Annotated in this window: 16 protein-coding genes and 1 pseudogene; 11 read left to right on the top strand and 6 right to left on the bottom strand. The window is 35.9% G+C overall.

All coding sequences use genetic code 11. The features are described 5' to 3' along the window. Positions 1-24: 24 nt before the first annotated feature. From AACZ41_RS06650 to AACZ41_RS06680, 7 genes are all read left to right on the top strand, one after another. The gene (locus AACZ41_RS06650; RefSeq protein WP_339627580.1) at positions 25-1,548 is read left to right on the top strand and encodes a nuclear transport factor 2 family protein; all 1,524 of its coding nucleotides are present in this window, start codon (positions 25-27) and stop codon (positions 1,546-1,548) included. Position 1,549: 1 nt separating this feature from the next. Continuing rightward, positions 1,550-2,719, top strand: a complete 1,170-nt coding sequence (locus AACZ41_RS06655) for an MFS transporter (RefSeq protein WP_339627581.1) — start codon at positions 1,550-1,552, stop codon at positions 2,717-2,719. Positions 2,720-2,940: 221 nt separating this feature from the next. After that, entirely contained in the window at positions 2,941-4,272 is a 1,332-nt protein-coding gene (locus AACZ41_RS06660; protein ID WP_339627582.1) for a M28 family metallopeptidase, read from the top strand. A gap of 60 nt (positions 4,273-4,332) precedes the next feature. Continuing rightward, positions 4,333-5,943 carry a M1 family metallopeptidase gene (locus AACZ41_RS06665; protein ID WP_339627583.1) on the top strand — a complete coding sequence of 537 codons (1,611 nt, stop codon included), beginning with the start codon at positions 4,333-4,335 and terminating at the stop codon, positions 5,941-5,943. A 90-nt stretch (positions 5,944-6,033) separates the two neighbouring features. Beyond that, complete coding sequence (locus AACZ41_RS06670) at positions 6,034-7,149, top strand: DUF2914 domain-containing protein (protein WP_339627584.1); 1,116 nt, start codon at positions 6,034-6,036, stop codon at positions 7,147-7,149. A gap of 183 nt (positions 7,150-7,332) precedes the next feature. Further along, positions 7,333-7,938 carry a YkgJ family cysteine cluster protein gene (locus AACZ41_RS06675; RefSeq protein ID WP_339627585.1) on the top strand — a complete coding sequence of 202 codons (606 nt, stop codon included), beginning with the start codon at positions 7,333-7,335 and terminating at the stop codon, positions 7,936-7,938. Between the two features lie 95 nt (positions 7,939-8,033). Next, positions 8,034-8,504, top strand: a complete 471-nt coding sequence (locus tag AACZ41_RS06680) for a GAF domain-containing protein (RefSeq protein WP_339627586.1) — start codon at positions 8,034-8,036, stop codon at positions 8,502-8,504. A gap of 79 nt (positions 8,505-8,583) precedes the next feature. Here AACZ41_RS06680 and AACZ41_RS06685 read toward each other — a convergent pair whose 3' ends face one another. Then, entirely contained in the window at positions 8,584-11,979 is a 3,396-nt protein-coding gene (locus AACZ41_RS06685) for a ThuA domain-containing protein (protein WP_339627587.1), read from the bottom strand. A gap of 126 nt (positions 11,980-12,105) precedes the next feature. Here AACZ41_RS06685 and AACZ41_RS06690 point away from each other — a divergent pair, with 126 nt between their 5' ends. From AACZ41_RS06690 to AACZ41_RS06705, 4 genes are all read left to right on the top strand, one after another. Then, positions 12,106-12,687: a YdeI/OmpD-associated family protein gene (locus AACZ41_RS06690; RefSeq protein WP_339627588.1), complete on the top strand. Its 582-nt coding sequence runs from the start codon at positions 12,106-12,108 to the stop codon at positions 12,685-12,687. A gap of 137 nt (positions 12,688-12,824) precedes the next feature. Further along, a complete protein-coding gene (locus tag AACZ41_RS06695) occupies positions 12,825-13,592 on the top strand; it encodes a CDP-alcohol phosphatidyltransferase family protein (RefSeq protein WP_339627589.1) in 768 nt (255 codons plus the stop codon). Positions 13,593-13,683: 91 nt separating this feature from the next. Continuing rightward, entirely contained in the window at positions 13,684-15,057 is a 1,374-nt protein-coding gene (locus tag AACZ41_RS06700) for an amidohydrolase family protein (RefSeq protein WP_339627590.1), read from the top strand. Positions 15,058-15,070: 13 nt separating this feature from the next. Next, entirely contained in the window at positions 15,071-16,315 is a 1,245-nt protein-coding gene (locus AACZ41_RS06705) for an amidohydrolase family protein (protein WP_339627591.1), read from the top strand. 480 nt (positions 16,316-16,795) lie between these two features. Here AACZ41_RS06705 and AACZ41_RS06710 read toward each other — a convergent pair whose 3' ends face one another. From AACZ41_RS06710 to AACZ41_RS06730, 5 genes and pseudogenes are all read right to left on the bottom strand, one after another. Next, a complete protein-coding gene (locus AACZ41_RS06710; protein WP_339627592.1) occupies positions 16,796-17,695 on the bottom strand; it encodes a sterol desaturase family protein in 900 nt (299 codons plus the stop codon). Positions 17,696-17,734: 39 nt separating this feature from the next. Next, positions 17,735-18,142: pseudogene (locus AACZ41_RS06715) on the bottom strand (VOC family protein). Positions 18,143-18,194: 52 nt separating this feature from the next. Beyond that, positions 18,195-18,740 (bottom strand): pyridoxamine 5'-phosphate oxidase family protein, encoded by a 546-nt coding sequence (locus tag AACZ41_RS06720; protein WP_339627593.1) that lies wholly within the window; start codon positions 18,738-18,740, stop codon positions 18,195-18,197. Between the two features lie 620 nt (positions 18,741-19,360). Further along, the gene (locus AACZ41_RS06725; RefSeq protein ID WP_339627594.1) at positions 19,361-19,903 is read right to left on the bottom strand and encodes a thioesterase family protein; all 543 of its coding nucleotides are present in this window, start codon (positions 19,901-19,903) and stop codon (positions 19,361-19,363) included. A gap of 93 nt (positions 19,904-19,996) precedes the next feature. Next, complete coding sequence (locus AACZ41_RS06730) at positions 19,997-23,227, bottom strand: S41 family peptidase (protein WP_339627595.1); 3,231 nt, start codon at positions 23,225-23,227, stop codon at positions 19,997-19,999. Positions 23,228-23,375: the final 148 nt, after the last annotated feature.

Genomic DNA, 23,375 nt, shown 5'->3' on the forward strand with positions numbered 1-23,375 from the left:
TCCATTTGTTTGAATCAATTAGAAATGAAACAGAAGTATTTTACAATTCCCTTAAGTGTATTTTGCTGTCTAAATGCTTTCACCCAACAGAGCACAGAAGTATACCTGACAGAACTAAAACAGGAAAATGATTCGTTAATAATTGACTCAATCATCAACATCTCTAACAATGAAGGCTATGATAACCAGCCTTCATTCTTTGATAATGATAAACTTCTTTTTTCCTCTACTAGAAACCAGCAAACGGATATTGTTCTTTATACGATTAAGGATGGTACCCCTATATGGATAACCAATACACCTAAAGGAAGTGAATATTCACCATTAAAAATTCCTGGAAAGGAGGCGATTTCTGCCATTCGTTTAGATGAAGATGGATTGCAACGCCTATATGAGTATGATTTAAAGACCGGTAAATCAAACATAGTTTTAAATGATTTAAAAGTAGGTTATCATGTATGGTATTCAAATAATATTATAGTGTGTACGGTTTTAATAGATAACCGAATGGATTTGGTGGTTTCTAATTTAAAAGACAATACAAACTATACTATTCAGAAAAATGTAGGCAGGTCGTTGCATAAAATTCCAAATAGCAATCTGATAAGTTATATTTCTAAATCCAGGGACTCAACGATTGTAAATTCGTTAAATCCAATATCATTGGAAATAAAAGCTATTATACCTTTAATTGATACTTCTGAAGATGTATGTTGGACCAAAAATGGAAATTTAATTACAGCTTATGATAAATTTATAAAATCATTCAATCCATTAAGGGACAAAGAATGGAGACCTTTATTTGAATTTAAAGAGAAGGAAGTACTTGGAATAACTAGGTTGGCAATTAGTCCAAATGGCAAATACTTAACCTTCGTTTCTAAAGATTCACCTGATAAAATTATAGATAAACAAGTAGAAACATTTAACGCACGAGATTTGGAAGCATTTGCCATATGCTTTTCTGATGATGTGGTGGTCAAAAACTTCCCAATGGACACACTGTACATAGGAAGAAAAAAATTGAAAGAGAATTATGAGGCTTTCTATAAAAAAACACCCGCAATAGAAGTCAAAGTAGCCTCTAGAATACTTATTGGACCTACCGTTATTGACCAAGAGGTTGTTACTATTGATGGTAAGCAAAACCAACAAGTTGCTATTTATGAAACTGACGGACTCATAAAAAGTATGTCTTTCATTAGAGATTCAGAAACAACTAATGACCCAGAAATTATAGTCCAAAAACAACTTGATGCCTATAATGCAAGAGATATCAACGCATTCTTAAATCTTTACGCAGAAGATGCAAAAGTATATGGATCGTCGGGTGAGTTAAGAATAGATGGTATTGATAAAATGAGAAAAAGTTATACAGATTATTTTGAATCGACCATCGATTTAAATTGTGTAATAAAGAATAGAATTGTTATAGGTAATAAAGTTATTGATGAGGAATATATTACTGCCAACGGAAATTCATATAGTACTGTGGGTATTTATGAAGTAGAGAATGGTAAAATAGCTAAAGTCACCTTTCTACACTGATATGGTGAAGCAAAAATCGCATACTCTCCTCGTAATAATACTTTCTCAATTTGCCTGTACATCGACTTGGTTTGCCGGTAATGCAATATTAGAATCATTAACAAAAAAATTAGATTTTGGTTCTGACATCATTGGCTATGTTTTATCCTCGGTTCAATTTGGTTTCATTGTCGGCACCTTGTTATTCGGTGTTTTAATGATTGCCGACAGATTTTCCCCATCTAGAGTATTCATGCTTTGTGCATTTTTTGCATCGCTATCTAACCTATTCTTAATACTACCTAACCTTACTGTTTTCGAACTTATTCTTGCGCGATTTAGCACTGGTTTTTTTCTTGCTGGCATATATCCTGTAGGGATGAAAATAGCTGCCGATTACTATGAAAAAGGATTAGGAAAAGCATTAGGTTTTTTGGTGGGCGCTTTAGTTTTAGGTACTGCTTTTCCATTTTTAATTAATGGAACCTCTTGGGGTAATCATCCCGATAGTGTTATAAAAATAACTTCGAGTATTACGGCAATTGGAGGTTTACTCTTATATATTTTAGTTCCTAATGGTCCGTTTAGGGTCATAAGTCCCTCTTTAAAGTTAGATGCAGGACCTAAACTTTTTAGAAATTCCGAATTCAGAAAAGCGGCATTTGGATATTTCGGACACATGTGGGAATTATATGCTTTTTGGGCATTTACCCCAATGGCAATCTATTGGTTTAATAGGCAAACTGGTAGTGAAATTTCTGTACCGTTATGGACAGGTATTATAATTGCTCTCGGTGGAGCTTCTTGTGCACTTGGCGGGGTGGCATCACAAAAAATTGGCAGTAAAAAAGTAGCAATGATTGCGTTATCGGTATCTGGATTACTTTGCGTAGTCTCCCCTCTTCTTTTATCATCGACTACACCTATTTTTTTATTAGGATGGTGCTTATGGGGAATTGCTGTTACCGCCGATTCACCCCAATTCTCTAATCTCGTTGCTTCTTCCGTTACACCCGAATTAAAAGGAACAGCACTTACACTGGTCAACTGTATTGGTTTTGCTATAACAATTTTAAGTATACAACTATTAGGGGTGCTTCAAAACATCATTCCTATTTATCTATTGTTCATTCCCTTGGCCATAGGTCCAATTCTGGGAGTATATAACTTAATAGACAAGAAGTTTAGGTAATTCTTGTCATAGCCTTTTTCGTGCCCATAATCAAAGAGAAATTGTGGAGTATTTATTGTACCATAAAATTCATTTACCGATTTTTGTTTCTGTAGGTTTAATACCTTTAACAATCGTTCAATATGCTATTTGCAGTTGTTACAAAGGAATAAAAATAAAATTTTCGTCCATTGAGTGGACTTCACACTAATTACAATTTTAAAATTATAAATCAAATTGAAATGAAAAAATTACTTCTTATTGGTCTTATGACCTCTTCGTTCCTAATGTCTGCACAAACCGACCAGCGTATTTATGACATTATCAATAACGTTTCTGCAGAGCGTATTGAAAATGATATTACAAAATTGGTCAATTTTGGTACTAGACATACCTTAAGTGATACAGTTTCTCAAACAAGAGGTATCGGAGCTGCAAGAAGATGGATTAAAAGTGAATTTGAAAAAACATCAAGTGCTTGTAATGGTTGTTTGAATGTTATCTATCAAAAAGATTTGATAAAAAAGGGAGCTAATGACCGCATCATAAAAGATGTAGAAGTAGTTAATGTTCTCGCTATTCAAAAAGGTACTACATATCCTAATCGCTATATCATTATGAGTGGTGATATAGATTCTAGGGTGAGTGATCCAACAAATTACACAGATGAATCTCCAGGTGCGAATGATAACGCTAGTGGCATGGCGGGTACTATCGAAGCGGCAAGAGTACTTTCCAAATATAAATTTGAGAACAGCATCATTTATATGGGCTTATCTGGTGAAGAACAAGGACTATTCGGCGGTGGCGGCGTTGCGCAATATGCAAAAGACCAAGGTTGGGAAGTTATCGGAATTTTCAATAACGATATGATCGGTAACATTACTGGTGTAGATGGTATTGTTAGTAATGTTGATTTCAGGATTTTCTCTGAACCAGTACCTCCTACCGAAACGGAAGAGCAACGTAAAGCTAGACGTTTTTACGGTGGCGAGGTCGATGGTATATCGAGACAACTGGCACGTTATGTTCATAAAAATGTGAAACAATACATGCCCGAAATGAATCCGATGATGATTTATCGTCTAGATCGTTTTGGTCGTGGCGGTCACCACAGACCGTTTAACGATGCAGGTTTTCCGGGTATTCGTATTATGGAAGCACACGAAAACTACACGCAACAACATCAAGATATTCGTGTGGAAAATGGTATTGCCTATGGTGATGTTTTAGAACATGTAAATTTTAAATACGCCGCTAAATTAACTGCTGTAAATGCTATTAATCTAGCATCTTTGGCTTGGGCTCCACCTTCACCGACCACGGTAAAAATTGGCGGAATTGTTCAACCGGCGGCAAGGTTTCAATGGAGCAAAGTAGACGGCGCAAAAGGATATAAAATATATTGGAGAGATACTACCTCCTCTACTTGGGATTATAGCCGTTATGTGGGCGATGTTACTGAGTTCACTTTAGAAGGTATAGTTATCGATAATTTCTTTTTCGGAGTTTCTGCCGTAGGTCAAAATGGATTTGAAAGTCCTGTAGTTTTTCCTAACGGGATATTTAGATAAAATCGGCCTATTTAACCTAATGTTGATATTTTTTACAAGAATAATTTAATTCATTACAGGATGAAATATATAGTAATTGCCCTTGCCTTAGGGTTATACACTTTTGGTCAAGCTCAATCATTTACAGAGCAAGACACCCTTAGAGGAAGTATTACTCCTGAACGTTCTTGGTGGGATTTGAATTACTATCATTTAGACATCGATGTGAATCCTGATAACAAATTCATAAGCGGTAGTAATACCATTCGCTACAAAGTTTTAGAACCTCATCAAGTATTGCAGGTTGATCTACAATCACCGTTGAAGATTGAAAACGTGACACAGGATGGAAAGGAATTAAAAATAGTCGATAAGGGTAATGCCCACTTTATTCAAATTGAGAAGCTGCAAAAAATTGGTGAGTTTAATGAAATTATAGTCACTTATTCCGGACATCCAAAGGAAGCGGTAAGAGCTCCTTGGGATGGTGGTTTTTCTTGGAAAAAAGATGAAAACGGTAAAGATTTTGTGGCAACTTCATGTCAAGGTTTAGGGGCTAGCGTCTGGTGGCCGAACAAAGACCATATGTATGATGAGGTAGATAGTATGCTTATTAGCGTAAAAGCCCCTAAGGGACTTATGAATGTATCTAACGGACGATTAAGAAAGATAGATGAAGAAACAAATACGTACCATTGGTTTGTATCGAACCCGATCAACAATTATGGTGTCAACGTTAATATTGGCGATTATGTTCATTTTGGTGAAAAATACGATGGCGAAAAGGGAGACTTAGACATGGATTACTATGTACTAAACTATAATTTAGAAAAGGCTAGAATACATTTCAAAGATGCCCCGAAAATGATGGAAGCCTTTGAAAACTGGTTTGGCGCCTACCCTTTTTACGAAGATTCATTTAAGTTAGTTGATGTGCCTTATTTGGGCATGGAACATCAAAGCTCTGTGACCTATGGCAACCAATATTTAAAAGGTTATTTGGGTAGAGATTTATCAGGTTCCGGATGGGGTTTAAAATTTGATTTTATAATTATACATGAGGCAGGTCATGAATGGTTTGCCAATAACATCACATACAAGGATGCAGCTGATATGTGGGTTCATGAAGGTTTTACCTGTTATTCTGAAAGTTTGTTTTTAGATTATCATTATGGCACCGAAGCTGCAAATGCTTACGTTCAAGGAATTCGTAAAAACATTAAAAATGATAGGCCAATAATTGGTATTTACAATGTAAATCATGAAGGCAGTGGTGATATGTACTATAAGGGTTCAAATATTTTGCATACACTGCGCCAAGCAGTTAATGACGATGGTAAATGGCGAATGATTCTTAGAGGGCTAAATAAAGAGTTCTATCATAAAACGGTAACAACAGACCAAATTGAACATTACATTAGTGTACAAATGAAACGCGATTTAAGACCGTTCTTTAATCAGTATTTACGCACTACCAAAATTCCAATTTTTGAGTATACTATAAACGGAAAAAAGCTAATGTATCGATATGCTAATGCAGTAGAAGGCTTTACCCTTCCTTTACGTATTTATATTGATGAAAAACCTGTTTGGCTAGAACCCACTGCTACATGGCAAAAACAAAAAGTTAAAGGAGACTTAAAAACTTTTACGATAGATTCTAATTTTTACATGGATTCAAAATCGAATTAAATTAATTGTATTGGGCTCATCATAAATAGTATTAGAGCAATAACCTCTTCTTATTTAATTTACATTTAACGATTATTACCCTAAGGCTTCATGAAAAGAACAATCGTTAGATTTAAAAACAGTGCCATCAGAAATTTCATTCGAAGGCACTCTAAGTATGTGCCAATAATATTCTTTATTGGCGGTTTTATTTTTGACACTCTAACCTTGGGCCGCATTGACCGTACTTATGATTTAACGATATTATGTTTGCACATGACATCGTTATCTATAGTACTATATCTATATAATTTCGTTGATGATGGTAAATGGAAAAATACATTCTTAGAACGATATGAAGAGTATTTTCCACTGGCCATGCAGTTTTTCTTCGGTGGACTTTCAAGCGCATATGTCATCTATTTCTCTAGAAGTGTTTCACTTTCAAAAACTGCATCATTTTTTATTATACTTGTCTTGTTGTTGATTGCCAATGAGTTTTTAAAAAAGAGAATCTCGAATAAATATTTGCAATTTGGAGTGTATTATTTTATCAGCTTTACTTTTTTCACCTTCATGATTCCGGTTTTTTTGAAGGAATTAAATACCACAATTTTTCTAATCTCAGGAGCAGCCAGTCTTGCTATTACATTAGTTTTATTAATATTTATTTATGGTAAAAGTCCAAGTACGCGACAAGAAATAAAGTTAGGTAAGATGATTACCATTATACTAAGTATATACGGTATAATTAATCTTTTCTATTTTTTAAAACTTATACCTCCTGTACCATTAGCTTTAGACAAAGGTATTGTAGCACATAATGTAACCATGAAAGACAATACGTATCTCGTAAGTTATGAACCTGAAGATTCCTATATTTTTTGGAGGAAACACAAATTGGATTTTAGCTATACCCCTGATGAAAGTGTTTATATATTTTCATCTATTTTCGCACCTACTGATTTAAAAAAAGCTGTTTTTCATAGATGGAAATGGTATAATGAAAATACTAAAGAATGGGAAACCACTGAAGATATTGGATATAATATTACCGGAGGCCGCGATGGTGGTTTTAGAGGATATACCTATAAGAACAATGTTAAACCAGGTGAATGGGAAGTACAAGTTTTAACGGATGAGGAACAGCTTTTAGGGGTCATAAAATTTGAAATTAAAGAACATTTGGCTAGTGAGTCTTTAGATTTAAAGACAGAACATTTTTAAAATAATCACTACACTTTTCTGCTTAAAATCCATTCTTGATTAGAGAGAATTATTCAAATATAAAAATTTGATTTTCAATCTATTAACACCACTTTACCTAAAATTAAATATTGTCAAATAAAATATTGTGCCTTTGTTCGGTGCATGTAAACTTAGCCTACCTTCGCTAGCTTAAATTAGACTTTGTCGATATACCTAAAAGTTCGAGCGGTAGAACGTGTTTTCAACCAATTGGAAAAGGAGGTTGGCTCCTTTCAAAAATCAACAGGGCTGGGCTGCATGCCCAATTGCGGTAAATGCTGCACTAAACCCGATATCAATGCCACAGCCTTAGAGTTTTTGCCTTTGGCCTACCACCTTTTTAAAAAAGGTGAAGCCGGACAATGGCTCGACACTTTAAACAATGACAAGTCCACGACTTTATGTCCTGTCTTAAATACTATTCTTGCTCCTGGTGATATCGGTTTCTGTTCAGACTACACACATCGCGGTCTAATCTGTAGATTGTTTGGCTTTTCTGCTATGCTACATAAAAACGACAAACCTATTTTGGTAACATGCAGACCTATAAAAGACGGAATGCCAGTTGCGGTTGCTAAAGCGGAGTCGCATATTGCTGCGAAAAAAGAGTATCCATTAATCAGTAATTACTATATGCAATTACGTTCTATTGATGAATCTTTAGGGGAAGAGTTATTCCCTATCAGAATAGCCATTTCAAAGGCCATAAATGCTGTTTTAGGGTATTATGCTTACAGGAAACCACCAAGAGGGACAAAAGTTGCTTAATATGGGTTTCTGTTAAAAACAGATAAAACGTACCTTTATCTTTATGTAAATAGAGAACTTATTTAAAGAATCGGTTCTATAAAAAATAATATGATATGAGCGAATCTGCCGAAATTCCACATGCTATTAGTATTCAATTATCAAAAGAAAGTCCTAATTGGGAAAATCTTCTTAAATCAGTTCTCGAGCATTTCAATTGTTCTACAGGAACATTACACTTTTTAGATAACGACTACTTACTACAACTACAAGCTCAAATAGGTATTCCAGAATTTTTGATTCCAAAGCTATCCACAATTCCTATTGGAAAAGGTATGGCGGGTATAGCTGCGGAACGCAGAAAACCTGTAGAAATGTGCAATCTACAAACAGATGATTCTGGGATAGCCAGACCTTCTGCAAAAGACACCAAAGTTGAGGGTTCTTTGGCAGCACCATTACTATACAATGACAAGTTATATGGTACCATCGGTATTGCAAAACCAATACCTTATGACTTCACAGAAAAAGAAACCAACTTATTGATGGAAATTGGCGAGTCGATAAGCCAAAAATTAAACCGATAGTTTTATTAAAAACCTAAGTATCTAAAATAAAAAAGCCCGCTCATGAGCGGGCTTTTAATTTCAATGTAATCTTATTCTACTATTTAAAAATAGCACTGGTAAGTGCCAACTGAGAAAGTTCTTTTCCTTCTTCACCTTTAAAGGTGATGAAGTAAGGCCCTTCACTGGTAACCGTTTCAGTAATTGGAATCGTAAACATTGTTCCTTGAGAACCTCCTGCTTGTGCCGGAAGTTGACCTTTACCTATTAAAGGACCATTAGCAGAGTTCTCATGAATTTCAAAATCAAAGAACATTGTCGGCGGTGCTTGCCATCCCGCAGTTAACGATACGGATTTCACGCCCTTTAACGAAATATCCTCTAAGACAAACCATCCTTTTGATTTGTTTATTAATAGAAGATCCATTCCACCAAAGCTCATTGCTTGCATTCCATCAACTTTCATTTTATCAGAAAATTTAACTGTGCTGCTTGGTATAGCTATTGATTTAGATCCCGTAAGTGGTATAGTTCCTTCAACACCATCATCGGTATAACTAGCTGTAATGACCAACATATTACCTGGAGCAGAGGATTCTGCTATAATAGTACCTTTAGCCGGTAACGATTTCTCTTTCATTTGATCCCCTGATAATGAAAGTATATATAAAGCAATTTGCCTAGATTCATCTGAAGTTACATTAGGGTGTGCAGGCATAGTTACCTCTCCCCATATACCAGTACCACCAGTGACTATTTTACCTTGTAAATAAGTTAATGCATCGCGACGTTCTTTATATTTAGCCGCTACATCCTTGTAATTCGGACCTATAGATGCTTCCGCTTCTTTATGGCACGTTTTACAATCCATAGTCTGTGTTAAAGCTTTACCAGTAACTGCTGCAGAAACTTGTTGGTGCCCCATATTCATAGCTACCTTATCCATTCCTTCTAAATAATCGACACTTACAAAAATGCTTTTTGGGTCGACAGCTGTTCCGTCCGGATCTGTAACCGTTACATCATAATCAATTTTCTGCCCTGGCAAATAAAATGCCGGAGTGCTTCCACCTAAAGAGATTTCAACTTCTGGTCTAGAGTTACCTGCTACTATACTTGTACTCTCACTAGTTGCAGATGCTCCTTTATCATCAGAAGCAGTAACATTTAATTTGTACGATCCAGTATCGGCATACGTATAACTTACATTTGGCTCAGAAGTCTCTTTGGTATCACCATTACCAAAATCCCACATATATTTAATAGCGTCATCTTCACGGTCAACAGCTTCTACTCTTGCAGTAACAGCTAATGGAAGTTTTCCAGATGTGTGCTCTACAATTAAGTTATCAATAACCGGTGGTCTATTACCACCGTTAAATTCAATATAACTTAAAGCAGAATTTGCATTCTGTGAGAACCAACCACTTCCATATTCCAATAGATAAATTTTACCATTCGGACCTACTTCCATGTCTATTAAGTTATTCAACTTCACATTAGGTGCAAATGGCTCCATTTTACTAAAAGTACCGTCTTCAGCTAAATGAACAGCAAACATCCATCCACGCATCCAATCATAAATAATCACCTTACCATCATAATAACTTGGCAACTTTTCATCACCTTGATATAAATCTGAATAATAGGTAGGTCCCGCCATTGCGTTTCTACCTCCCGTAGCAGTTTGTGGAAAGCTAGTTGATTCATCATAAGGATAATAGACATAAGCTGGCATTGCAGGTGGTAATTCTGTTAAACCAGTATTGTTTCTTGAAGTATTCATCGGTTTCTCTGGATCAAATGTTGGTCCGCTTTCACCTGTTTCATAATCATATGCATTGTAAGCATAGTTATTACCAATAAATAAAGGCCATCCAAAGTTACCTGCCTTACGTGCTTGGTTCATTTCATCATAGCCCCTTGGCCCTCTAGTACCTAAACTATCTGCTCTTGCATCTGGTCCAACATCACCCCAATACACATATCCTCTTTTTATGTCTACGGATATTCTATATGGATTTCTATGACCCATAGTATAAATCTCTGGTCTTGTTTTATCTGTACCTACCGGGAACAAGTTTCCTTCAGGAATATCATATGTACCATCTTCCTTTACTTTAATTCTTAAGATTTTACCACGAAGATCATTCGTGTTACCAGAAGAACGTCTAGCATCAAATTGCTCATGACCAGGCGTATCGTTTAAAGGAGCAAAACCATTGTTAACATATTTTTGACCTTTTTCATTAAATGGGGTTGAATTGTCTCCTGTAGATAAATACAGTAAGTTATCTGGACCAAAAGCTATTGAACCACCCGTATGACAGCATATCTCCCTTTGAGAATCAATTTCTAAAATTACCTGTTCAGAGGCTAAATCGAAATTACCTTCCATATATTTAAAGCGTGCCAAACGGTTTATCCATTTATCACCAGTTGGTGCATAATACAAGTAAATCCAATGATTATTGGCGTAGTCAGGATCTTTTTGTAATCCCATTAAACCTTCTTCTGCATTAACACCAGGCGTTTCCAATGTTTTCCAGTATACATCTAATTTTGCTACTTCCTTTAATTCTTGAGTTTCATTGTTAAACAAAACAACTTCACCTCTTCGCTGTGCTATCAATACATCTCCATTTGGCAAAACAGCCATTTCTGTAGGCTCAAAAAACTGACCCTCACTTAAAATAACTTTTGCGAAGCGGTCAGCATCTGGTGGAATTTGTGATTTTACCTTAGCATAATCTAAATTCAAATTATCACCAATGGCATATTGAATCCCTCCTAAAAGATGCTTAAGAAACAAGTCTTCAGAAAAACTTTCATCCGTATGACCTGCGCCTGTATAAAATGCACGGCCTCCATCAAAATCATGATACCATGCTATCGGATGAAAATCACCGTTCTCTCCACCTTCATAAGAAGATTCATCTAATGTCATTAATACATTAATATCTGGATTGATGTTTTTGTAGTTGTACAATTCATCCGTTCTGTTCCAAACACTATCGGCAAAAAATTTAGTAGCGATAAAGTTTTTATCCTTAATAATAAAATCTGCAGTTGGTGTACCTCTAGGGTGGCTTAAAAATTGCGCACCGGCTAAATTATTGTACCATCCCCAATCGTATTCGGTATCTGCTGCGGCATGTACCCCAACATAACCTCCGCCAGCTTGAATATATCTTTCAAAAGCAGCTTCTTGAAATTGGTCAAGTACGTTACCTGTAGTACTCATAAAAATAATTGCCGAATACTGTTTAAGATTATCATCGGTAAATAATTCTGCATTCTTAGTCGTATCGACGGCAAAACCGTTTTCTTGACCTAATTTTTGAATTGCCGCTATTCCTGCAGGAATTGAAGCATGTTTAAAACCCATAGTTTTTGAGAAAACCAAAACCTTGGGTTCACCTTCCCGTTTATTGCCACCACAAGAGACAATAGTAAGTACAAAGCCCAAAAGCAGCGCATTAAAAAGTTTTTTCATACGTAAAATGTTGTTGTTTAGTTGATTTAAAGAATTGATAAAAATAGTGTTCACAACATTATAAAACAATTGTTTAACAACGAAACATTGTATTTTTACGAAAACTGTACCTACAAAAACGGAATAATGCCAAAATTACCAGAGTTATATTTCAGAAATGACATAGATTTTAAAGAATGGTTACATAATAATCATTCTAACTATTCTGGTATGTATCTTATATTCTACACTGTAGCCCACGAAAATGATAGTATGCGATGGGAAGAAGCTGTGCGTGTTGCCCTTTGTTATGGATGGATTGACAGTACGGTTAAAAGTTTAGGAGATGGCAAGAGACGTCAATATTTTTGTCCGCGAAAACCCAAAAGTGTTTGGAGTAAGGTTAATAAAGATCATATAAAAGAATTGAAGGCCAAAGGACTTATGCATGCTACCGGATTAGCATCAATTAAAATCGCTAAGCAAAATGGTTCATGGACCTCTTTAGACGATGTTGAGAGCGGTATCGTACCGCCAGATTTAAAGTTGGAATTTGTTGAGCATCCTAAAGCCTTTATAAACTTTACAAATTTCACAAAAGGCCAAAGAAAAGGCTACTTATATTGGCTTAACCAAGCTAAAAGAGAGGAAACCAGACTAAAACGAATTGCCGAAATCATTAGGTTATGCAAAGAAAATGAAAAATACAGAAATGGAGGTGGAAGATAACATAGTGAATAAATTGCTTAAACCCAACGCTACCCCTACTTACTTAATTATTAATTAAACCTTATTTTTACATTCGCTTTTGTGGTGTACCAAGCCAACGTGTTTCCGTTATTGGTTTTCCCGAAGATGTCTTTTAAATGTCTAAATTACCTAAGGAACATCAGTTCCTGGACTTATCTGATTATGGTAGGCCCTTTGCAGTCTTTATTGCCAACCGTTTAAAAACAACAATATTTACACCAATACACGTTACATTGGCCTTTACGGTCTGCGGACTTTTGGCAATTGCTTTTATCCTAAACGGCTTTTATTGGTCAGCTTTATTTTTTCTTATTTTAAAATCGGTTCTCGATGCCGCAGACGGTGAACTGGCGCGAATAAAGAATACACCCTCACATACAGGTCGTTACTTTGATTCGATTTCAGATTTTATGCTTAATCTACTTTTCATAATTTCTATTTGGTATATTACAAATAGTGATATCTTCTTAGCACTGATAGCTTTCGTTGGACTAGAATTACAAGGTACACTCTATAATTATTATTATGTGATTTTAAGAAATAGACATAATGGCGATACCACAAGTCGCGTATTCGAGAATAAAACTCCCACGGCCCTTAGAGGTGAAAATCAAAAAACCGTAGATATACTATACCGTATCTATTCATTTTGTTATGGCCCATATGATCGTATCATATATGGTCTAGACAAGAATGCTATAAAAGGAAAATATCAACCCAATTGGTTAATGACAGCGGTCTCTATTTTTGGCCTTGGCTTTCAACTACTAATCATTGGCCTCTTTTTAGCATTTAATTTAAAAGCATATATAATACCTTTTTTTATAGGATATAGTCTACTGATTTTTGTTTTTATCCTAATAAGACAAGTATTGAATAAGTAATTATTTTTACCTTTCTAAACGAACCAAAAGCAACATGTACATTTCAATTAGAATCAAACAAATTAGCCTAAGCATATTTTGCTTTACTACTATGTTATCATGTAAATCAGAACCTGATCTAACTTATGATGTCGTCATTGAAAACGTCAACATCATTGATTTAGAAACAGGTCAAATCGATTTGTCGAATATTTATTTAAAAGATGGACTTTTAGCTCATATAGAAAATACTGTTGAAAAATCAAACTCAAAACCAACTGAGACTATCGATGGTTCTGGTAAATATGCCTTACCTGGTTTTTGGGATAATCATGTTCATTTTAGAGGTGGTGATTCTTTAATTTCAGCGAACAAAAACTTCTTGAACCTTTTTATCGCTAATGGTATAACTACCGTACGAGACGCCGGTGGAGATCTAACATCAGCTGTGCTTGACTGGAGAAAAGCAATTGTAAATAATCAATTGGTCGGACCGACGATTTTCACATCAGGACCAAAAATTGATGGTCCAGGTGCTACTTGGGCGGGATCTTTAGAAGTTGAAAATGATGATGATATCTCTAAAGCGTTAGACTCTTTGCAATCAATTCCTTCAGATTTTGTAAAAATATATGATAGCAAAATTACTGGTGAAAATTACTTAAAGACCATTCAAGAAGCAGAAAAGAGAAACCTTATCACATCGGGCCATATGCCATTCACCGTTGAACTTGACGCTACTATTGATGCTGGCTTAGATGCCGTTGAGCATTTGTATTACATAATGAAAGGTTGTTCTGATAACGAAATGGAAATCACCCAAAAACTGATAAGAAAGGAAATTGGCTTTTGGGATGCCATGCCTCTTTTACAAGCCTCATTTTCAGATTCAACAGCAATTAAGACATTTAAAAATTTAAAAGCACATAATGTTTTTGTTGTGCCAACCCTTCATATCGGAGGTGTATTAAGTTATTTAGATGAAGTTGACCATACAAAAGATGGATACCTAAAATATATGGGTTCAGGTGTACAAAAAACATATCAAGGTAGAATTGACCGTGTTAAAAATGCATCGGAAAAACAAGTTGCTGACCGTAAAGCATTAGATCATTTTTTTAGCCAACTCGCTTTTAAATTAAATGAAAACGGAGTATCACTTTTGGCCGGTTCAGATAGTGGTGCATACAACAGCTATACGTATCCCGGTATTTCATTACATAAAGAAATGGAAGCTTTGGTCGCAACCGGAATTTCTCCCCTTGACGCCTTGCGAGCATCTGCCTACAATGGAGCTAAATTTTTAAAGAAAGATGCCGATTACGGTTCTATTTCTCAAGGTAAAATTGCCGATATCGTTTTACTCAATAGTAATCCGCTAGAAAACATTAAAAACACGCAAGATATTTATATGGTGTTTACCAAAGGCACTGCACATTCTAAAACTGATTTAGACAACCTATTAAAGGATGCTATTTTAAATTAATTCCATCACTTCTATGAAATCCATTTTACTTTTCTGTTTTTTCTCTGTATACCTTGTTTCTGCACAAACACTCTTAAAACCAGACCGCGTTTTTGACGGTACCGAAATGCATGAAAATTGGGTAGTTCTCGTTGAAGGAAATCAAATAACATATGCAGGAAATAGCAACGGGTTAACGAAACCGGCCAACTGCACCGAAATTGAATTACAAGGAACCACCTTGATGCCAGGAATCATTGAAGGACATTCACATATTTTATTGCACCCATATAATGAAACGGATTGGAATGACCAGGTGCTAAAAGAATCTCCGGTAGAACGTGCCGTTAGAGGAACCGTACACGTTAAAAATTCACTTTTGGCGGGCATAACGACCATGCGTGACTTAGGTGCCGAAGGTGCCGGTTATACCGATGTATATTTAAAAAAGACCATTGATGATGGCATCATCATCGGACCACGTCTTTTGGTTGCAGGCCCAGCTATTGTTGCAACAGGTGCATACGGACCAAAAGGTTTTCATGATGGCGTAACCGTACCCTTGGGTGCAGAAGCTGCTAGCGGAGTTGACCAATGTATTGAAACTGTGCGTAGACAAATGGGGAACGGAGCTGACTTAATAAAAATTTATGCTGATTACCGTTGGACACCTGGTGCCGATTCTCAACCTACTTTTTTACAGGAAGAAATTGATGCTATGGTCGCCACTGCAAAAAGTGCAGGAAAATATGTGGTTGCACATGCCGGTACACCAGAAGGCATGAAAAGAGCTATACAAGGTGGTGTTGAAACCATTGAACATGGTGACGGTGGTACGCTAGAAATTTTTAAGTTGATGAAAGAAAAAGGAATAGGTTTATGCCCTACCCTTGCCGCTGGTGATGCCATTACACAATACCGAGGTTGGAACAAAGCAACCGATCCAGAACCTGAACGAATTCAACAGAAACGCAAATCATTTAAAATGGCCTTAGAGTCTGGTGTACAAATTGTCTTTGGTGGTGATGTTGGGGTGTTTCCACATGGCGAGAACTACCGCGAAATGGAACTAATGGTCGATTACGGAATGAAGCCTTTAGCTGTATTAAAATCAGCCACATCTGATAACGCCAACATGTTTCATTTAAATCAACTAGGGGAGCTGAAAATAGGCTTCTTAGCAGATATAATTGCCATTAAAGGAAATCCCGTTAAAGATATCACTACAGTGAAAAATGTTTCTTTTGTTATGAAAGATGGGCTAATCTATAAAGACTAGTCAGCGGTTGGATACTTCGGCTCCGTTCAGTACAAGGGTTAAGCGAAAATAAAAACCTTGAACGCATGTTTCCATCTAATTGCTATTCCTAATATTTAACGCACTTGAAATAATAAAAGTAATAAAAGATGTTTCGATAACCCGTTGCAATAATGCTCTATAACCTGATTCTGGATTAGAGAACAATACAAAAATGAAGATGGCATTGAAAATACCCGTTACCATTGAAATTTGAGATAAACGTTGGTAAGTTTTGAAATTCTTGAATCCGAATCCGATGCAAAGAATACCAATGGGTAGAAAAAGCTGCTGTATTATGGATTACTTTTGCAGATCGACAATTCTATTGTCAATTAAATATTGAGTTACAATCTCAAGTATTTTTTTTGAATTGTACAGATTTGAATTTTACGGTACTAATGTAATAAACGTATAACTCATTTTAGCACCTATTTACAATTGTAAAATTTCCAAAAACAATTAAACATTTGCTTTTTTATTCTCTTCCCACTCTTTTCTCAAATCAGAAGATAGCACACTACCCTCATCATGTCGCCAACCTGGTGGTTTTACGAGATACTTAAACCTATTCATTACCGAAGTTTTAACTGTAAAGAAATCTTTCAACATCATATACCACTCAGCAAAGGCAATTTTAAGGGGGTTATAGGTATCTATGTTTTTTACCAATCCGTAAACAGGTTTTTCGACTTCGGGCTCGAAGGTGCCGAAAAGCCTATCCCAAATGATAAAAATTCCTGCATGGTTTCTATCCAAGTATTGAGGATTTGTAGCATGATGAACCCTATGATGACTTGGAGTATTAAAAATGAGTTCGAACCATTTTGTCATTTTATCAATCATTTCAGTATGAATCCAATATTGATATATTAAACTAACGGACATTTGAACCAACACCATAACCGGGTGAAAGCCTATGATGATTAAAGGAATCCAAAAAATAAACGTATAAAATCCACCAGACCACGTTTGCCTTAACGCTGTACTTAAATTATATTTTTTTGAAGAATGATGCACTACATGGCTTGCCCAAAAAAATCGGCTCTCATGACTTATCCTATGAAACCAATAATAGCAAAAATCTTCCGCAAAAAGTAATAATAACCAAGACCACCAAGCAAAAGGTAGCTCGAAAAGATGATAAAAATTATATAGTAGATAAAATAAACCTAATGCTATGCCTTTAGTAACCAAGCCTATTGCAACATTACCCAAACCCATAAGAATAGAAGTGCCTGCATCTTTATATTCATAGTCTTCAAGTTTTATTTTTACCGTTAAAATCACCTCAAGAATCACGGTTGCTGCAAAAAAGGGAATTGCATAATGAATTAAATTAGGTATTTCCGGTACTTGCATATCAGGATTTTATATTCTTATTTTTTCTAATTTACAAAACTATTCACTGCCATTTGTGGTATTAGGCGCTAATAGATCCCACATATTACCATATAAATCTTTAAAAACGGCAACCATGCCGTACGGCATCTTTTCTGGTTCTCGACTAAATTTTATCCCCCTTTCAACCATCTTATAATAATCTCTCCAAAAATCGTCGGTGTACAAAAATAGAAAAACTCGACCACCGGTTTAATTACCAACTCGCAATGCCTGTTCTTCACTGTCTGCTTTTGCTAAAACCAAAGCGCATTCATTTGAACCTTTTGGCGCTGCAATCACCCAACGTTTACCATGACCTATATCAGTGTCTTCAATGAGTAAAAAGTCTAATTTTTTAGTATAAAATTCAATGGCTTTGTCGTAGTCATCGACTACTACCGCAATACGTGCTATACTTTGTTTCAAGGCTTATTGTTATTTGATTTTATGATATCGAATTAAAAAAACGAGCAAGCTTTTAATCTTCAAGAATATTGGTTTCAAAGCCATCTATACTTTGTGTATTTCTATTTTTCCAATATTCTTCAATTTTGTCCTCTCCTTGTTTTTTTGCCCATTTATTTAGCGTTGCTCGCTCTTCCTTAAAATCCATAAAGGGTACGGCAAAACCACACGAGGTTTGTACCAAATCAACCTCCATTTCAATTATTTGTCGGGATCCGATATTCTTAGGGAACAGGTTAGAAAAGTCATTAAACTCCCTATCACGCTTATGGTATATTTTGGCTTCACCATAGAGCCTTAATATCATTGGTTTTCCTTCAAAGGCACAGAACATTATGGTCATCCTATTATTCTTCAACAAATGTGCGGCAGTTTCATTGCCACTCCCTGTTAAATTCAACCATATAATTTTATTCTTATCGATTACCCTAAAAGAATCTGTGCCTTTAGGGGACACATTTACATTACCTTCAGCTGCAGCTGTCCCTACAAAATAAATCTTTTGCTCTTCAATGAATTTCATCAATTCGAAAGTAATAAATTCTAATTTCTTTCCCATGTTTTCTTGTTTGGTAGGTGATTGGGTTAATTTACAAAGCCAAAAATTGTTTTTACAAATCGGCTGTCATTTTTCCCATTAAAATGGCGAGAGGTCAAAAATCTAGACATTCAAATTATTGAAGTCTAAATATATTGGTTTCTTATTTCCGTCAACCCATTCTATTCTTGCTTTTTTTGAAAACAACACTTCCTTACTATAGTATTCTGAAGTTATACTTAGATCCGCTTCCTTCGTATTCAAGAATTCATTGATGGCGGTATCTATTTAATCATAATAATTATAAACAAGAATATTTTTGGTAAGAGTCATCCAAAAAACTTTTAAAGTTTCGTGGTAGCCAGAACTTTATGGGTTTCGAGTTCCAACAGATTCGTTATAGACTCTTATATTTATTCTCACTATGGTATAGGTTTCCTTATAAGTATAATGCCAATTGTGCCAAATTGCCAAAAAAATATGAACCTCATGATGCCATTTTATTTTTTTAATGCAGCCTAACGGTCTCGGCTATAAGTAGTTACGCCGTTTAGAATTTAACGTTGCAAGTACACACCAAGTTGGAAATTCCGCAGTGATTTCCAAAGTATACGAGAACAAGTAACTACTGATAGCCATTGTTAGCTATAGTTTTTTTGATTTGCAATTTGTATAATTTCCTTATCCTCCGTGAATAAGGATAAAACCCATGAAGGTGGAACTTTTTTTTCTGTTGCACCGACTTCTTTCATTATATCGGCTAGGGCAGTGGGGATATCTCTTTTCCAAATAAGCGCTCTTGTAATTCCGACAGCTTTGACTTCATCTTCTTGTTCAAAATAATGAACATTATAAACCCACTTCTCGTCCGTTCCGACACTTTCCAAAATCACATCAAATTTCGACCATATTTTTAATGGCCTCCTATATATAATTTTTTGAGAACCCAACGTTGGGGCGAGTCCTCTTCTTACGATAGCTTTAAATAGTTTTGACCGAGCAATTAATTCCCAGCGTAAAAAATCCATATATATGGGGTATTTTGCTGCCGTCATTACTCGCAAACCATCACAATCAAATAGCCCCACCCTAAAAGTTCTCCGTATTGTCTGGTCGTATTTCACTTTGCTTTGAAAGTTCCTAAGAATAAATATTTTAATAATTGTGTACCAATAATAAATCATAACTGTTCTTGAATTATAGCACAACAATTGGATATAGTTACTTGTATCTATATCCCTATTTTATATTATAAAATTTTGTTTTAAAAAACAACCCTACTCTACCTCTTTCATCAATACTTCAATAGACTTTTCTAATTGTTCATCAGTACCTTTTGAAATTAATTCAGGTTGATTTTTAATCAAAATTTCTGGGTTGGTTTCATTGTTCTCCATCCACTCGCCAGCTTTGTTCTTTGAACTTACTGGCACAACACCCCAACGACCACCATTCGGTAAACGCTCCCAACCTGCAAAACTACAAGTACCCGGTACGGGCATACCTACCGTTTTACCAATTTTTAAGTCTACATAACCGCTGGCAAAACAAGAGCCATCACTGTACATCGATTCATTGAACATGGCCAAGGTTGGCTTTGTCCATCTTGAGGTTGGTTCACCACCTACTACCCTAGCCTCGGTTTCATAAGATAGAAAGGGTATACCGGTAAAGAACATTGCCAAATCGGCCACCAAATCACCACCGCCATTAAAACGGGTATCTACGATGACTCCTTTTTTATCATTGAACTTACCCAGCATTTCTTCATAAATGGTACGATACGGACCATCGCTCATTCCAGGTATATGAACATACCCTAATGTTCCATTGCTCTTTGCTAAAACCTCTTTTTCATTGTTCTTCACCCAACGGTCATATAACAAACTTCCTTCATCTTTTAAAGAAATAGGTTTTACGGTAATTTGCTTTCGCTTACCGTTTTCATCTACAATGTCAAGCAATGTAAAATTACCTTCAATACGATTCAGATAGGAAGCAGCATCCAAGGTACTACCAATAGTAACTCCGTTGATTTTCTCAATAATAGCACTAGGTTTTATATTGAATCCCGATTTGTCTAGTGGTCCGCCTTTAATAACTTCTGTGATTTTTAATCCGTTTCCTTTGTGGGTATAATCAAAAAACACCCCTAAAGAAGCTGTCTTATCACCATTATCAATATTATCCGAAAACCGCCCAGCAGCGTGACTCACATTGAGTTCCCCTAACATTTCAGAAATCATTTCTGCAAATTCATAGTCATTACCAATATGTGGTAAATACTTTTCATATTCTGTACGCATTGCTTTCCAATCGATACCGTGAAAGGTAGAGGTGTAGAAAATGCCATCGGTACGTAACCAAATATGGTCGAACATATATTTACGCTCTGCATCGGCATCCAATACCATTTCTGAATTTAATTTCACGGGCTCTGTCTTAGTAGCTGTTACATCAACCTTTGCAATTTTCCCATCCGCTAAAAGAAAGAGATTTTCCTTTTTGGCATCCCACTGTAAGCTCCCCTTTTTAGCATCTAATGAAATCAATATTTTGGTGCTCTTGGTACGTATTTCGGTCTCCCATAAATTAAGGTCCTTCTCAAAACGAGTTAGGTAGTATAATTTTTCCCCATCTTTAGAAAGCACGGCATCAGCCAATAATGAGGAGTGAATGGTTAACCTTGATTTTCTTCGTTCTACACCTTCCAAATCGAATTGTAATGGTTTTACTTCGGCCTCTTTCTTTTTATCATCCTTCTTCTTTTTATCTTCAGATTTGGCATCATCCTTTTTTTCCTTGGCGGCCTCCTCTATCATTTTCAATAAATCATATTCGGCTTTCGAGTTATTGAATTTATCCCAAGAATCTTGATTTAAGAACATGCTATACACATCTAATTCTGACTTTCCACTGGTCGCATAACTTTTTAATCCGTCTCGATTTGAAAAGTATAGAATTTGATTACCTTCATTTACCCATTTAGGAGAACCGTCGTAATAACCGCTTTGCGTAAGGTTTTTGCGTTGTTTACCATCTTTCGAAATCAGTAACACCTCTGAATTACTTAATGATACGCCCCAATCTACAAGTAACCAATTACTATCAGGACTCCATTGAAAATACTGATCTCCATCTTGCATATGAAAAAGCTCATTAGGCGTCAATAAAGTGGTAATAATATTGGTTTTAAGATTCTTTACTTTTAGAGTTCTTCTGCCTTCTATGTAAGCAATATATGTACTATCTGGTGAGAATTCTGGCAGGTATATGTCTTCTTTTGATGTTACCAAAGTATCTTCCTTAAACACGGTTGCCGCAAAGAAATATGGTTCTTGTGAACGTACTTTTGAGGACTTAAAAATAGACCATTTACCATTTCGCTCACTGGCATATGCAACCCCTTTTCCATCGGGCATGAACTTTACAAAACGCTCTTGCTCGGGTGTATTGGTAATGCGCTTGGTCAACGAACCATCGAAAGAAGTAACGAAAACTTCGCCTCTACTTATAAAAGCTATCTCTTTACCATTTGGCGCAATATCCATTTCTTGAACGCCACCGTTTACAGATACATATTTTATAGGATTGCTATCTTCTTGTGTTCTTATAATAATATCCACTTTTTTGGCTTCTTCACCTGCCTTAAGTGTATATATTTCACCGTCATAGCCAAATGCTAATGTATTGTTCCCGATACTCAATGAACGTACCGGATGTGTTTTAAAATTGGTAAGAGTCTTAATTTGTGACCCAACTTTTAAAGACATGGAAAAAACATTAAAAGAGCCTTCTTGCTCACTTAGGTAATAAATAGAACTACCATCTTTTGAAAATACAGGATTTCGGTCTTCGCCCTTAAAGCTGGTTAATTTAACGTGCTTATCGGTTTCAGGTTCATACGACCAAATATCTCTTGTAATGGCAGAAGTATGGTGCTTTCTAAAGGCATCTTCATATCCTTTTTTATCATGATAAACCATTTTAGAACCATCGGCATTAACTTGTACATCTTCTGCAGGAACAGTCAACACTTGGTCTACACGACCACCGTTTACCGATACACTATATAATTCGGGCTGTGTACTTGTTGGATATTGCCTATGGGCAAAAGCATCTAAACGTGTGGCCCCGAAAAGTACCGAAGTATCATCGGCAGAAAAACTGAAAGGAGTTTCATCGTTACTGTGATAGGTTAACCTGTTTGCCGGTCCGCCTTGGGCATCCATCACATACACATCAAAATTGCCATATCTGTTAGAGGTAAAAGCTATTTTATTACCATTTTTGCTCCACACAGGTGCATAATCATGAGCAGAATGAAAGGTTAGTTGTTTTGCTACACCGCCGTCAGCCAATACTGAAAAGAGATTTCCTTTATAGGTGAATGCAATAGTTTTACCGTCTGGAGAAATAGATGGATAGCGCGCCCATTTCGGATTTGTTTGTGCGGTACCGATAAATGTTAGGCATACCGTTAAAACGGTGAAAATCGAATATTTCATATGTTAATTGGTTGGTATCTAGTTATTACGAAAGATAATGATTTGATTTCTTCGGTGCAATTAAAGTGTGAGGATTGTAACCCTATTTAGATACGCTACCAAAACTCACTAAATCTGTATAAATTTACTATCGTTTAAAACACAAAGA

This window comes from uncultured Maribacter sp. (assembly GCF_963974015.1).
Taxonomy (GTDB): Bacteria; Bacteroidota; Bacteroidia; order Flavobacteriales; family Flavobacteriaceae; genus Maribacter.

What these genes read in the sequence shown, in the direction of transcription:
- AACZ41_RS06650 (WP_339627580.1), top strand. Translation starts at nt 25, where the DNA reads ATGAAACAGAAGTATTTTACAATTCCCTTAAGTGTATTTTGCTGTCTA.
- AACZ41_RS06655 (WP_339627581.1), top strand. Translation starts at nt 1,550, where the DNA reads ATGGTGAAGCAAAAATCGCATACTCTCCTCGTAATAATACTTTCTCAA.
- AACZ41_RS06660 (WP_339627582.1), top strand. Translation starts at nt 2,941, where the DNA reads ATGAAAAAATTACTTCTTATTGGTCTTATGACCTCTTCGTTCCTAATG.
- AACZ41_RS06665 (WP_339627583.1), top strand. Translation starts at nt 4,333, where the DNA reads ATGAAATATATAGTAATTGCCCTTGCCTTAGGGTTATACACTTTTGGT.
- AACZ41_RS06670 (WP_339627584.1), top strand. Translation starts at nt 6,034, where the DNA reads ATGAAAAGAACAATCGTTAGATTTAAAAACAGTGCCATCAGAAATTTC.
- AACZ41_RS06680 (WP_339627586.1), top strand. Translation starts at nt 8,034, where the DNA reads ATGAGCGAATCTGCCGAAATTCCACATGCTATTAGTATTCAATTATCA.
- AACZ41_RS06685 (WP_339627587.1), bottom strand. Translation starts at nt 11,979, where the DNA reads ATGAAAAAACTTTTTAATGCGCTGCTTTTGGGCTTTGTACTTACTATT.
- AACZ41_RS06690 (WP_339627588.1), top strand. Translation starts at nt 12,106, where the DNA reads ATGCCAAAATTACCAGAGTTATATTTCAGAAATGACATAGATTTTAAA.
- AACZ41_RS06695 (WP_339627589.1), top strand. Translation starts at nt 12,825, where the DNA reads ATGTCTAAATTACCTAAGGAACATCAGTTCCTGGACTTATCTGATTAT.
- AACZ41_RS06700 (WP_339627590.1), top strand. Translation starts at nt 13,684, where the DNA reads ATGTTATCATGTAAATCAGAACCTGATCTAACTTATGATGTCGTCATT.
- AACZ41_RS06705 (WP_339627591.1), top strand. Translation starts at nt 15,071, where the DNA reads ATGAAATCCATTTTACTTTTCTGTTTTTTCTCTGTATACCTTGTTTCT.
- AACZ41_RS06710 (WP_339627592.1), bottom strand. Translation starts at nt 17,695, where the DNA reads ATGCAAGTACCGGAAATACCTAATTTAATTCATTATGCAATTCCCTTT.
- AACZ41_RS06720 (WP_339627593.1), bottom strand. Translation starts at nt 18,740, where the DNA reads ATGGGAAAGAAATTAGAATTTATTACTTTCGAATTGATGAAATTCATT.
- AACZ41_RS06725 (WP_339627594.1), bottom strand. Translation starts at nt 19,903, where the DNA reads ATGATTTATTATTGGTACACAATTATTAAAATATTTATTCTTAGGAAC.
- AACZ41_RS06730 (WP_339627595.1), bottom strand. Translation starts at nt 23,227, where the DNA reads ATGAAATATTCGATTTTCACCGTTTTAACGGTATGCCTAACATTTATC.